At 44.9% G+C, this 13,112-nt stretch carries 13 protein-coding genes; 6 read left to right on the plus strand and 7 right to left on the minus strand.

Features of this window, described 5'->3' with window-relative positions; translation table 11 throughout:
* Positions 1–19 precede the first annotated feature (19 nt).
* On the minus strand, positions 20–1,054 hold the full coding sequence (locus GF309_07435; GenBank protein MBD3158604.1) for a flap endonuclease-1: 1,035 nt from the start codon (positions 1,052–1,054) through the stop codon (positions 20–22).
* Positions 1,055–1,242: 188 nt separating this feature from the next.
* Here GF309_07435 and GF309_07440 point away from each other — a divergent pair, with 188 nt between their 5' ends.
* From GF309_07440 to GF309_07460, 5 genes are all read left to right on the plus strand, one after another.
* The gene (locus GF309_07440) at positions 1,243–1,410 is read left to right on the plus strand and encodes a DUF1610 domain-containing protein (protein ID MBD3158605.1); all 168 of its coding nucleotides are present in this window, start codon (positions 1,243–1,245) and stop codon (positions 1,408–1,410) included.
* A gap of 20 nt (positions 1,411–1,430) precedes the next feature.
* Positions 1,431–1,697 (plus strand): elongation factor 1-beta, encoded by a 267-nt coding sequence (locus GF309_07445; GenBank protein ID MBD3158606.1) that lies wholly within the window; start codon positions 1,431–1,433, stop codon positions 1,695–1,697.
* Between the two features lie 261 nt (positions 1,698–1,958).
* Entirely contained in the window at positions 1,959–4,154 is a 2,196-nt protein-coding gene (locus GF309_07450) for a CDC48 family AAA ATPase (protein MBD3158607.1), read from the plus strand.
* Between the two features lie 16 nt (positions 4,155–4,170).
* On the plus strand, positions 4,171–4,434 hold the full coding sequence (locus GF309_07455; protein ID MBD3158608.1) for a hypothetical protein: 264 nt from the start codon (positions 4,171–4,173) through the stop codon (positions 4,432–4,434).
* 15 nt (positions 4,435–4,449) lie between these two features.
* The gene (locus GF309_07460) at positions 4,450–4,920 is read left to right on the plus strand and encodes an adenylyltransferase/cytidyltransferase family protein (GenBank protein ID MBD3158609.1); all 471 of its coding nucleotides are present in this window, start codon (positions 4,450–4,452) and stop codon (positions 4,918–4,920) included.
* 16 nt (positions 4,921–4,936) lie between these two features.
* On the opposite strand, the gene GF309_07465 is transcribed toward GF309_07460, so the two are convergent.
* The 4 genes from GF309_07465 to GF309_07480 all read right to left on the minus strand — a co-directional run bounded on the left by GF309_07465 (position 4,937) and on the right by GF309_07480 (position 9,399).
* Positions 4,937–6,274 carry a hypothetical protein gene (locus GF309_07465; protein MBD3158610.1) on the minus strand — a complete coding sequence of 446 codons (1,338 nt, stop codon included), beginning with the start codon at positions 6,272–6,274 and terminating at the stop codon, positions 4,937–4,939.
* Positions 6,275–6,396: 122 nt separating this feature from the next.
* A complete protein-coding gene (locus GF309_07470; GenBank protein MBD3158611.1) occupies positions 6,397–8,313 on the minus strand; it encodes a phosphoadenosine phosphosulfate reductase family protein in 1,917 nt (638 codons plus the stop codon).
* Between the two features lie 22 nt (positions 8,314–8,335).
* Positions 8,336–9,001, minus strand: a complete 666-nt coding sequence (gene deoC, locus GF309_07475; GenBank protein ID MBD3158612.1) for a deoxyribose-phosphate aldolase — start codon at positions 8,999–9,001, stop codon at positions 8,336–8,338.
* A 62-nt stretch (positions 9,002–9,063) separates the two neighbouring features.
* Entirely contained in the window at positions 9,064–9,399 is a 336-nt protein-coding gene (locus GF309_07480) for a hypothetical protein (GenBank protein MBD3158613.1), read from the minus strand.
* A gap of 19 nt (positions 9,400–9,418) precedes the next feature.
* Here GF309_07480 and GF309_07485 point away from each other — a divergent pair, with 19 nt between their 5' ends.
* A complete protein-coding gene (locus GF309_07485) occupies positions 9,419–11,806 on the plus strand; it encodes a DEAD/DEAH box helicase (protein ID MBD3158614.1) in 2,388 nt (795 codons plus the stop codon).
* 3 nt (positions 11,807–11,809) lie between these two features.
* Here the strand turns inward: GF309_07485 and GF309_07490 are convergent, their stop codons facing one another.
* Both GF309_07490 and GF309_07495 read right to left on the minus strand, forming a co-directional pair.
* Positions 11,810–12,505, minus strand: coding sequence for a helix-turn-helix domain-containing protein (locus GF309_07490; GenBank protein ID MBD3158615.1), 696 nt, complete (start codon positions 12,503–12,505; stop codon positions 11,810–11,812).
* A 141-nt stretch (positions 12,506–12,646) separates the two neighbouring features.
* On the minus strand, positions 12,647–12,889 hold the full coding sequence (locus GF309_07495; GenBank protein ID MBD3158616.1) for a MarR family transcriptional regulator: 243 nt from the start codon (positions 12,887–12,889) through the stop codon (positions 12,647–12,649).
* Positions 12,890–13,112: the final 223 nt, after the last annotated feature.

The raw sequence follows: 13,112 nt of genomic DNA on the forward strand, positions 1-13,112 counted from the left end.
TTTTCATGATAGTTTTCAGCTAGAAGAAATCCTCCAAAGCACTCTGTCGGGTGGTATCACGAATTTTTTCCAATGATGCTTCCAGCCTCTCAAGGGAACTATCTACCCGGTTTCTACTGAAGTCATGCTCATCACACAAGAGGGCTCGAATGGCATCAAAATCTGGATCCTTCCATTTCGGGGTTTCGATAGTTACTTCAGGTGGTTTCAAGAAGATGTTACGAATTTGCTCATAAGGAAAATCAAAATCATAGTCAGTAGCCGATTCAATTTCCTCTAGAGTGCCATGTTTCTTCACAAGCTTCAAGGCAGTTTTAGGTCCGACACCTGGAGGAGAATCATTGTAATCAGTGCCGATGAGAATAGCTATGTCTATTAGCTGTTCCCGACTGATTTCCAGTAGTCGGAGATTAAGGTCAAGATCAATGAGTTCCGGTTCAATAGTTACATAGCCGCTAGAAGAGGAGGATTTCCTGCGACCTGATATCGTCAGGTTCCGTATCATGCGCGGACAGCCGTAAAGGAGTGAATCGTTATCTTGGCTCGCACTTGCCCAGACCAAGTCATCTTGTACCAGCTGAGCTGCTAGCGCTTCTCCTTCCGAAGGGGCTTGTATGTGAGGAATACCGAGAGCAAAGAGTAACTCCTTACTATCAGTAACCGTATCCTCGGTAAGTTTGGAACTTGCTTGAGCCGCCTTTCGAGCATCCTCAATCCGGCCTTCCTCCTTCGCTTTCTTCCATTCTTTTCGAGCTTTCCTTCGCACTGTTCGTCTACGTTCGATTTCTTCAGATTTCAGCTCAGGAGGCTCACCATCAAAGACATATACTGGGTGAATGCCCTTCTCAAGCAGATTGATATTTCGGTAAAAGAGGCCGCTCAGATGGCTTGTTACCCGCCCTTTTCGATCTTTGAGAGGGGTACCATCAACTTGACGGATTATAGCCAAGAAGGAGTATATGGTATTGAAAGCATCTACCGCAATCTCACGGCCAGATAAATCCGATAGTGAGAGTGTCTCAGCCTGGACGATTGCTCCAAGTTTCGTACCCATGTTTGTGTCTCCCGCTTATGCTAACATGATAACGCACTATATAGGCATAAATCATTGGTGGCGAGTAAATCCCAATCATTCAAATCAGATTATCGCAGCTTACCCTTCGGTAGGTTTATAATTATTCCAAGACTGGCCCAATCTGTCCAGAGCGACTGGAAATACCGATTGGTGATAATTTGTCGTCTATGAAAGCTATAAGATGTACCTCATGCCATCGTTCCATTTCACCGAAAGAAAACAGCGTCAAGTTTCGATGTCCATCGTGTGGAGAATTCATAATATGGCGCTGTGAAAATTGCAGACGCTTTTCCATTAACTATACCTGCCCCAATTGTGGCTTTGAGGGCCCCTAAATCATGAAAGAGGCATACAAATGGCAAGAGTCATAATCACACTGAAGGTCATGCCTGAAGACGTTGACATCGACCACGAGGCATTACTAGAAAAGATAAAAGAGAATATCCCAGAAGGTACTGATGTAAGAGCAACTGAGATTACACCAGTAGCATTTGGTCTGAAAGCAATTAGAATGAATGTTGCGAGGGAGGAATCAATGGGGGGTACAGAGGATATCGAAGAAGCCATAATGGAGATTGAGGGTGTAGGTCAAGTCGAAGTTGAACGCGTATCAAGAATGTAACCAAGAATCCTCTATAGTAGATGTTACTGGGTGAGAATAGTCTATAGAAGGTACATTCTTATCAAGAAATGTGAGGTATACATTCGTGAACGCTGGTTTCTTTCACTGAATATGAAGCATGTTCACGGAAAGGAATCTAAGCGAGACTATCGCTACGGAAAACCTCATTAGCAGTAAAAATGGTTGAAAACTGTGCGGCAGTTGAGGCATGCCAAATATTGTCCTCAGTTCTAGACTGAAATCTGGAGGAAGCATTTAACCTTGGTTGAAATAGTGTTGAAAGTAGCCGAAGCTGAACACAGGGACATAGGCCGGTTCATAGTTCGAATTGATTCGATGTCCATGGATGAAATGGGAATCCGAACCGGTGACATAGTCCAAATTCAGGGTAATAAAGATACAGCAGCAATAGCTTGGCCCGCTTACCAAGGAGACAAAGGCCAAGACATCATCAGAATGGATGGTCGTATTCGACGAAACGCCGGTGTCAGCTTGGGCGAGAATGTCAAAGTTAGACGAGCTGATGAAGAACAAGCGCGAAATGTAAGTCTTGCACCAACATCAGTTCCAATCAGTCCAGAACCCCGATTTGAGGAGTTTGTTAAGAGAAAACTCCTCAACTGTCCCGTTACGAATGGAGATACCGTATTCATACCTATACTTGGGAGAGCAATTCCATTCAAAGTCACATCCACGAAACCAACGGGTACTGTGGTAGTCCAGCATTCAAGCGTGTTATCTATATCTGAGAAACCAACGGGTGACATTGTAGGAACCTCACAGGTAACATACGAGGAAATTGGCGGTTTGGAAGAACCCATTCAACGTATCAGGGAAATGGTAGAACTTCCAATGCGTCATCCCGAGATTTTCAAGCGGCTCGGTATTGAACCACCCCGAGGCCTCATATTGCATGGTCCACCAGGCACTGGAAAGACTCTCTTAGCCAAGGCGGTAGCTAGCGAATCTGAAGCAAATTTCACCCATATCAATGGTCCTGAAGTAATGTCGAAATTCTATGGTGAATCCGAACAGAAGCTCAGGAAGATCTTCGAGGATGCAGAAGAGAATGCTCCAAGCATTGTTTTTATCGACGAATTGGATGCTATTGCACCCAAAAGAGAAGATGTACAGGGTGAAGTTGAACGAAGAGTCGTTGCTCAGTTGCTGGCCACAATGGATGGACTGAAAGCGAGAGGACAGGTTGTTGTCATTGGGGCTACTAATCGAATAAATGCATTAGACCCTGCTCTCCGCAGACCAGGAAGATTCGATAGAGAGTTAGAAATCGGTGTTCCGGACGAACCGGGACGGCTTGAGATTCTACTCATTCACTCAAGGGGTATGCCTTTAACATCGGAAGGAAAAGGGAAAGTGAGTTTGGATGAGCTGGCAAAAGTAACGCATGGTTTTGTAGGAGCTGATTTAGAGGCCCTCTGTAGGGAAGCTGCTATGAAGGCGTTGAGAAGATATCTGCCAAGTATCGATCTTGAAGATGAACGTATACCACAAGAAGTTCTTGAGAAGCTTGAAGTTAATCGAATGGACTTTACCAGTGCGTTGCGCGAGATACAACCATCTGCTGTTCGAGAAGTCTTCGTTGAAGTTCCCGATGTACAGTGGGAACAAGTCGGAGGCCTTGATGATGTCATCCAAGAGTTAATTGAGGTTGTAGAATGGCCGCTGAAAAAACCCGAGATTTTCAACAGGATTGGAATTACTGTTCCCAAGGGTGTTTTGGTCTTTGGCCCCCCAGGATGTGGTAAGACCCTTTTGGCAAAGGCCGTTGCTACCGAGAGTGAGGCCAATTTCATCAGTGTTAAGGGACCAGAGCTCCTATCCAAGTGGGTGGGAGAAAGCGAAAAAGCTGTTCGTGAGGTTTTCAGAAAGGCAAGAACAGCCGCACCATCTATCATATTCTTTGACGAAATCGACGCAATTGCCCCAACGAGGGGAAGCGTAACAGGAGATAGTCACGTTAGCGAGCGCGTAATAAGCCAGCTATTGACAGAAATGGATGGGTTGGAAGGGTTGGAGGATATTCTCGTTCTGGCAGCAACTAACCGACCTGATTTGATTGATCCTGCACTCTTGAGAACCGGAAGATTTGATAGATTCATCTATGTAGATGCACCAGATAAGAAAGGAAGAGAAGAGATACTCAATATCTACACCAAAGATATGCCACTCGATGATGATGTAGATCTCAAGGAACTTGTAAGGAAGACCGAGCATTTTGTGGGTGGAGACATAGAAGCCCTCTGTCGGGAGGCAGGAATGCGGGCTCTGCGAGAAGATACACAAATCGAGGTTGTATCAAAGCGCCATTTTGATGCCGCCTTGGAGAAGATTCATCCTTCGGTCACAAAAGATCAACTAGATAAATTCCAGAGGCTTAATGAACAACTTAGAAGAGCTGCGTCGGTTTCTGTTGGACCGCAAGGCTATACAATATGAAGGGGAACTATAGTAAATGAGCGAAACTTGGACAGCAATTCCACTACGAAATCTAATAGTCAGCATCTTGAGGAAGCGACATGGGGTCATATTAAATGACGAGCTGAACCGGGCGGTACGAAAGGAGTGGGGAAAAGAGCCCAGTCGTTCTGAGATGAACGCGGCCCTTATGCAGCTTGAAATCAATGGAATCGTACATGTCAGTCAAATCACCAAAACTAAGCGTCGAATCGAAATAATTAAGGACGGATTAGAGTTTCTCGCGGTTGATGAAGATTGAACCGTGTTGATAGGTATGACCCGTAAGAAGGTACTTGCAGCTGGAAAATTCGACATTTTGCATCTCGGTCATCTAGCATATTTAAGACAAGCAAAAGACCTAGCAGGTTCAGATGGAACGCTTGTCGTAATTATTGCGAGAGATGATACTATAGAAAAGGAAAGGGGAGCACCGCCGGTGTTTCCACAAGAGCAGAGACGAAAGCTTGTCGAGGCTCTAGAAATGGTTGATGAGGCTGTTATAGGCTACGATAATGAAGATCATTCCGCTATTGTCATAGACATCAAGCCGGACATAGTAGCTTTGGGATACGATCAGAACGCAAATAGGGTCCACCTCAAGGAAAGCCTGAATAAGGCCGGACTTGAAGTACGAATCGCCAGGCTGAAGAAGAAGAAAGCAGATGGACTATGTTCTTCCACTAAGATCAGGAAACGGATTATCGCCTATTACAAAGAAAATGGCAGTATTCCAGGAATGGAATAGCAACCAATTCTCGCACTTAAAGGACTAATTCTCCACGTTCTTCAGCTTTCTTTATTACCATGTCTCGAGTCCGCCTTCGATCCACTTCCTTCTTCCAGATTACAAAAGCAATTCCAACGGATGCAAAAAGCAAACCTAGACCAAGGAACGTAAGCCATCCGAATGGAAAATGTCCTGAGAAATCCTCAAGTGGACGCTGAATGAAATACGGCCAATTGATGAACACTCCAAATGTATAGAGTAGTCCAACAATTGTGATTTGCTTAAGGTACCCTATCGCTTGTTCATCTTCATCAAACATCAAGCAAAGAGGACCAAGCCAGAAAAGATACCAAGGCATTACCCAGCGAAACACGAACAAGAAGGATGGGAGAAGATACAGATACAGAGGTTTGAGCTTGTTAATTCGGCCTTTCCAAGTAGCATTCTTCATGTCTTCCAAAGAAGGAAGATAGATTTGCACTGTGCTGAGCATGAATATTACATAGACAACAAGTGGAATTAGAGCCGGCGGCCACATGTATGATGGCTGATAATCACCGAATCCAGGGGTTGCAAGGAAAAGGCCCGGAAACAGTGGATTCACTATGTACTTGCTATATGAAGAAGCATTCAGGAAATGCTGAATCAACGAATCGAAATTTGCTCCCAGAAATGTAAATGGAATCACGGTCAAAAGAGTAGAAACGAAGAACCATATTACTGATAGTGGTGCTTCAATAAACAGTAAGGGTAAGAGGACCCCGGAGTAGATTTTTGTCTGAACTGATAAGCCCAAGGTAAACATTGACTTACCCATTTGGCCTTCCTTACGTAACACGAGGGCCATGAGCATAAGACAATCTACAATTGGTTCAAGCTTTCCGCCTCCAGCTGCCATAATCAGACCATAAACGTAGTATCCAGCAAAGAACATTCGTGCCCATTGTTGATTATAGATTTTATCTCCCAGAAGTACTGCTATCAGTACCAAATTCAGATTGAAAACAAGAGTGAGAACGAAATTTAGCCAAAGGGGTTGAAAGCCTCCAGCACCTGGGAAGAGCCATGTACCGATGGCGAAGAAAATGAGACCAAAAACGGGATACTCGTAGGTTATGTTCCCTAAATAACGTGGAAGTGTGTGATACCCGTCATTAAACGGAGGGCCCATTTCTTCTGCAAGCTGATGATCGTTCATATTGTAGATATTGAATCCGTAAATCCAGAATGCTTCACCATACATCTCATTCCTATTACGATCGCGTTCGATTACCAATATATTCGCGAATGGTATGGCAATCATTGAAATGACCAAGCTCAGCACGAGATATCTCCGCATCTCGTAGATTTTCAACGATATCGCATCAAGCATTCTGCATTGACTCCAATCCGTACGTTTCAGAAACGGTTTACGCTAGTTTCGCAGGGCTGGTCCGTAATTAACCTTTTGCAGTGATGAACCAATAATGAGATTATTCAACCGCTCAATGGTGTCTATTGGAGATATGTAGGACAAGGCCATTCATTGCATTCCAAACAACCAGAACATCTCTGCGAGTTGACTTGTATTTTGCCATTTACAAGTTCAAGTGCGTCATATTCACACCTTGTAACACAGCTCCCACAACCCTGACAGAGTGTGGCTCGTGTAACAGTATGCTTAATCTGATCGGCAAAATCTCGAATCTTCTCTGCGCGTCTCCCACGGATAGTAAGTAAGCCAGATCTATGTAGAAGTATCTCCAAATTGCCTCTTTTTGTGAGAAGCACCACGTCACCGTCAGAGAACGTCGTTTCTCCGAATATGGGCATAACCTTTGATACACGATGCAAATCTAGACCTGAAGAAAATTTGCCTTGTATCTCATAGCTACTATCGTCTGTGCGAATGGTGTCATTCAATGATAAGCTCAGTTCACTACTTGGAGAACCTCGATTACGAGAAATATCGAGATCCAATTTCTCAACCAGGTTCATCTGACCAGTTGGAAGGTCTTTCCATCTCCAGAAACCAAACTCGACCCACTCCTCAGGATATCCATATTCATCAGCCCAGTTCATCAACTTGTCTGAAAGACGCTTATGGAGGCGGGGGTGAGTTTCTTTCAATGAATCGAGTTCAGCCAATGACGAGGACGGGCACAAGAAACAGCCAATTCGCTGATAACCGTGTTTGTATAGAGGGTTGTAAGGTACATTCTCCTTGAAAAGATATAGCCAGACCTCCAACGCGTTCCAATCTTGAATGGGATTTGCAGATTTTTGTCCGGGAACCCAAGGATTAGAGGTTACCCTTGGTTCACGAGAACGCCGAAAAGACTCAAGCTTACGTTGACCCATAAAATTGAGAACATCTCCTGAGAATTCGTTCTTAATTGTCTGAGCTGCGGGGCCTAATTTGACTATTTTACAGCACCATCTATAATCTCTGGCAGGAGGACCAAAATCATCCATTGCCTGCCAAAACGCGTCATTCATCTCTTCTCCGATGAGGGGGACATTCTCTTCGCGAGCAAACTGTTTAACAAACTCGGTCGTTTCTGGTAGCTCAATCCCAGTATCAATGAAGAAAATGGGAGGAGGTTCATCTAGGGCATTCTTCACAACGAGATAAGTCGCAAGAGAGTCTTTACCACCACTGAAACCAACCACTACAGGTTTGTTCTCTTCTTCCACAACCCGTTTCACAAAGGATATTGCCTCATTCTCGATGCGTTCTAAGTCCTTTCTATTTGCGGCTACTGCGTCATCCCAAGTCGCTTGTGTGGGATTGATTTGTGGCGCAACAGGTTCAGCCGCTTCTCGCACCTTAATCGCATAGCCTTTCTCTTTTTCATGCATCTCTTCTCCACTCATACGTGCCAAACCGGTTGCAACAACAAGGCCCGAAGGATCGGTAACATATACTTCATCACCAATCTCAATTTCTGCATCACACCCAGACACCCCGGGCTGCATCAAGTTGGCACCATCCAAGAGGAACGGGACTACGTCAGCATCGCATCCGACCCACTTCTGTTCGCTCACCTGGGCAGTCCTTCGACCGCCTTCAAGCGTGAGTAGAAATGTGTACTGTTTCTTTGGTATATCATATCGTAATCGACCAATTACATATCCGTCTATAATAATCTCAAACATTGAATCAAGAGAGGGTGCCTTGTTCATGACGATTGTCTTCATATCAGGCAAAACACTCGTACCCGTGCCTTGTCCAAATTGCCTATCTAAAGCCGCACGTGCTAACTGTAGATGGCCGTCCATAGCTGGAAAGGAATCGCCAGGAGGTGAGATTTCTACTTCACGTACCTCTTCAGCGCACACTCCACATGGGGTCTCTTGGGCTTTTGGTACATTGCATGTGTCACACCAGAATAGGCGTATTTCGCCTAGATAGGGAGCACCGCCCAAAATTCACACCTCGAATAAAATAGAATTAGTCCTCTGCACCACCGATGATTTGAATGCCTCTGCTGGCACCAATTCTTGTTGCACCGGCATCAACCATAGCCTTTGCTTCATCGTAGGTGTGGATTCCTCCAGCAGCTTTGATGCCCAGTCTACCACCAATCGCATCATTCATAATTTCAACATCCTCAATGGATGCTCCCCGGGGACCAAAACCGGTAGAGGTTTTGACAAAGGCAGCTCCAGCGCCCTCTGCTAGTTGACACGCTGCTGTAATTTCGCCTTCAGTAAAAAAACCAGTCTCCAAAATCACTTTCACTGGTTTACCATTTGAAGCTTCAACAACGGCGGCAATATCCTCTTCCACCAGCTCCTCATCTCCAGCCTTCATCGCACCAATATTCATGACCATATCAATCTCATGTGCGCCATTGCTTACCGCACACTCTGCTTCAAAGGCCTTTGCCTCAGTCATCATAGCTCCCAAGGGAAAACCGACTACACTACAAACATTCACATTTGTCTCGGCAAGCTCATCCGAAGCAAGCATTACATTACAGCTATTTACACATACAGCCCCAAATCCATGATCTATAGCTTCTTGGCATAGCTCCCTTATTCGATTGGGGGTGGCATCAGGTTTCAGTTCTGTATGATCTATCATCTGAGCAAGTTTGCTGGATGTGAGCTCCATAGGTACAACTCCGGTCGAAGAGTTGACTGTTTAATGCTATTAATATCTTCGAAAAGGACTATTTAGCTGCCGCCAAGATAAGCCTTGATGTCATCAAGGACCTCTTTCTGCAATCGAATAATGTCATGAACTTCAAGCTCTTCGGCACTATCCACAACACTATTCAGCTGAACAACCGTACCCACCTCGGTGATTTTCTCAAAATCAACTGGAAACTCAACTTCAGCGCCTTTCACAATAAGCTCTGAACGAGTGGGATGGAGCGAGATACGTATACTTCGTACAATGCCAATTCGCCTAGCCCTGCTATCAAGCACTTCTTTTCCTAGTAGACGTCCCGGCATGCTGAGCTCATAGAGCTCTGCCTCAATACTCGGTTTTGTTTCAGATTCGGTCATATTATCCCAGCTCCATAGGATGCAAGAAGGAAATGAAGTAATAGGCTTTTTACAGTATGTATTACTGGTGAATAGTGTGGCAAGAACCGTGGCAGGCACCGAGTCCTTTGTCAAGATGAACCTGATCAAACCAAGAACAATAGAACATCGAGACTATCAGGTGAACCTAGCAGAAGCAGCAGCAAAAGAGAGTACGATGGTAGTTTTGAGTACCGGGCTAGGAAAAACAATCATCGCTGCCCTATTGGCTGCAAAGAGGTTGACCAGGTATTCGAACTCTAAGGTGCTTTTTCTAGCGCCATCGCGACCCTTGGCCAATCAGCATGCCAGATTCATGAAACAGGTGCTTACTATTGGTAGCGATTCCATTGTGTGTATGACTGGTGACGATGCACCCAGCGAGAGGCCTTCCATTTGGAAGAAATCGAAAATCATAGTAATGACCCCTCAAGCATTGCAGAATGATTTAGTTCAAAATAGCTATGACCTTAGCAACGTATCTCTGATTGTATATGACGAGGCGCATAGGGGAGTAGGAAACTACGCATATACCTTCGTTGCAGAACTATACGAAAAACAAGCAGAGCATCCACTCAGCTTGGGCCTCACTGCCTCACCCGGTCACAAACCTGAACATATACGCCAAGTCTGCGAGAATCTTAATCTCACACAAATCGAAGTGCGAAATGAGGGTAGTCCCGATGTGAAGGACTATGTTGTATCGGTAGATACAGATATTCGGTATGTTCGTTTGCCAGCTGAAATAGAGGTTCTCAGGGACATACTCTATGACTTGCTAGATGACTATGCACGACCCATCAAGAAGTATGGCTATTCGCTTTCAGATAGCAGACGAATGAGTAGGAGTGAAATTCTTGAAGTGCAGAGGGAAGTGCGAAGGGAGATAGGATCGTATACCGATCCCCCACGACATCTCTTCCTGATAATGAAGAATCTAACATCTGCAATCCGTATTGTTCAGCTGCTAGAATTTGTGGGTACCCAAGGTCTCACACCCACATTTCGCTATGTACAGAATATGTACGAGGAGGTACGCAATAAGAAGAGCTCAAAGGGTCTTCAGGACTTAATATCCCGCCCGGAATTCGATCAATTTAGAAATCTGCTCGAGGCACTCATTGCCAAAGGCTATCGTCATCCCAAGGCAGATGCACTCCTTGAAATTATCAGTGAACAATTATCAGTCGATGAGGATTCGCGAATTCTGGTTTTTACCCGATATCGTGACACCGCAGCAGAAGTCGTTGATACAATTCAACAGCTGGACGAAGTACGGGCTAGCAAGTTTGTCGGTCAGAGCTCACGAGGCTCTGATAAGGGATTCACTCAGAAAAAGCAGTTAGAAGTACTCGAAGGCTTCAGAAGCAATGAGTTCAATGTCCTTGTTGCAACGCAAGTTGGGGAGGAAGGACTGGATATACCTGAGTGTAATCTCGTCATCTTCTACGATTGCGTACCATCAATAGTGCCGTATATTCAGAGAAAAGGACGAACAGGAAGGAAGTATCCAGGTCAAGTTATCATATTTGTTGCAAAAGGCACACATGACGAATTTTACCACTGGAGCGTGAAAAAGAAACTCAAGAAAATGCCATCAGCATTGGAAGAGGCAGAAGATGACAGTCAGACAAGTTTGGAAGACTTCGCCAACGAGGGGGACCCGACACCAAAAGAGAAACCGAGTAGTCCACCAACTAGAACTAAGGATGGGAAAATCAAGATGATAGTGGACTCCCGCGAGCTGCCAACAGCTGTCGCCAGAGAACTAGCTAGACTTGATGTAGTCATATCAGGAGAAAGCCTTGAAATCGGTGACTATATCGCTTCAGAGGATGTAGCTGTTGAAAGGAAAGAAGCAAATGACTTCATAGAGTCTATGATCGACGGAAGATTGTTTTCACAACTTATTGACCTGAAATCCACCTATCGAAGACCGGTACTTGTCATCGAAGGCGAACAAATTATTGGTTTAAGAGCGGTCAACCCAGCATCTATCTATGGCGCTCTTGCTTCAATTGCAATTCGAATTGGGGTTCCTATCATCTGGACACGGAACGAAGAGGAGACTGCAAACGTACTCTATCGTATTGCATATCTAGAACAGGAGAAGGAGAAGAAGCCAATACGAACGAGGCCAAGTGAATCAAAAAGCCGTGATGCTGATATGCTGGAGTATATCCTCTCAGGTTTCCCAGGCATCGATACAGTGATTTCTCGGGCGATTCTCACTAAATTTGGTACGCTCGATAAAGTCTTCAGCGCTGACAAAAAAGAGTTGCAAAGCGTAAATGGTGTTGGCCCGAAAAAAGCCGGTAGAATCCGAAGATTGCTGCGTACAATCCATCCGTTCTATGAAGGGGAAGAAAAAGAGGATGATGCTGAATGAACGTCAGTAAACCTCGGGATTCTTACCCTTGCCGTTTCGGTACGCCTTCCGAAGCCTGTCAGTTACGTGACGGCTTACTTCCCAGTAGCGCTCATATTCTGAATCGGTTAGATGCAAGATGCTGAGGATTCTTCGTAGCGATACGTAGACATTAGGATCAAGTGTACCAATATTCTTCAAATCCTTTGCCGCTTCATCACGACACTTTCGCCAGAGCGTATCCCATTCAACAAAGAGCTCGGCAATTTCTGCTACCGCGTCTTCGTTTTCGGGTATCTTGAACCCAATCTCCTCAAGGGGGCGAATTATATTTCGCGCTTTGGCAACTTCATAAGCTTCTCGTTCAGGAAAGTCCTCGATGGTAGTAGCTGCAATGAATATGTGTTCAGCTACAGCACGCCAAACCTTCTTCAGAATATGGCTGTTCCCATTGCCTGCATGGGCATAACCGTCGAGTTCAACCAGGTTGCTTTCTTGCAGTTTCTTCAAATGGTATCTAACGGTTTGAGGTTTAATAGAGTTCTCTGGATCGTCCTTAGATAGGAATTCAACCAGCTCTGTTGTGCTCATCTTTTTGGCTTTCAGAGCATTCAGTATCCGCCGTCGAGTATCATCGTTCAATGCGTGTACGGCTGAAATTGCTTCATCACTGGTTAAGATTTTCAAAGCTTCCAATCCAAACCGCGCCCCCGGATTCAATCTTCATTCTTCCTTATGCAAATTAAAGGTTTCAGAAATGTTCATCGTCGTTATGAGAGGGGGGTTGCCCCGCCTGCCATTTACCGCTCTCATTGTAATCAACACCCCAGACAAAGTCAAGGGTGGAATCATGTTCGTGCCTTACGCAGGCACGTATATCCATTGCCGCATATCTTGTAGGCAGGGCACTCTCTTGATCAAGTCTTTCTTGAGTAGTTTTCTGAGAGCGTACCTTACGGTCCGCGGAGCAAAGGATACTTTATCCAGCAGTTGCTTTGGTGTTACACCATCTTTACCACTGCTGCGAAGTATATCAAGAACGATCTTCTGACTCTTAGTCAGCTTGAGATCCTTCAATTCTTCCTGCAGTTCTTCATCGCTCATCATTTATTATTCACCTACTTTCATTATCTCAACGTACCTAGAGGAAGTATAGTTCCCAGCGGTACATCACATGATATTATGGTTACAATCACCCTTATTAATGTATCGCAGTTTGGTTCGTGGTATCGCAGTCCCACACCGCGGTATAAAATATCTCTTGGGAATCAATCAAACTAGCTGGCTCGAATGAATTCACACTTCACCAAAATATATAGTATAGTGA

The sequence above is a fragment of the Candidatus Lokiarchaeota archaeon genome, from assembly GCA_014730275.1.
In the GTDB taxonomy this organism is placed as follows: domain Archaea; phylum Asgardarchaeota; class Thorarchaeia; order Thorarchaeales; family Thorarchaeaceae; genus WJIL01.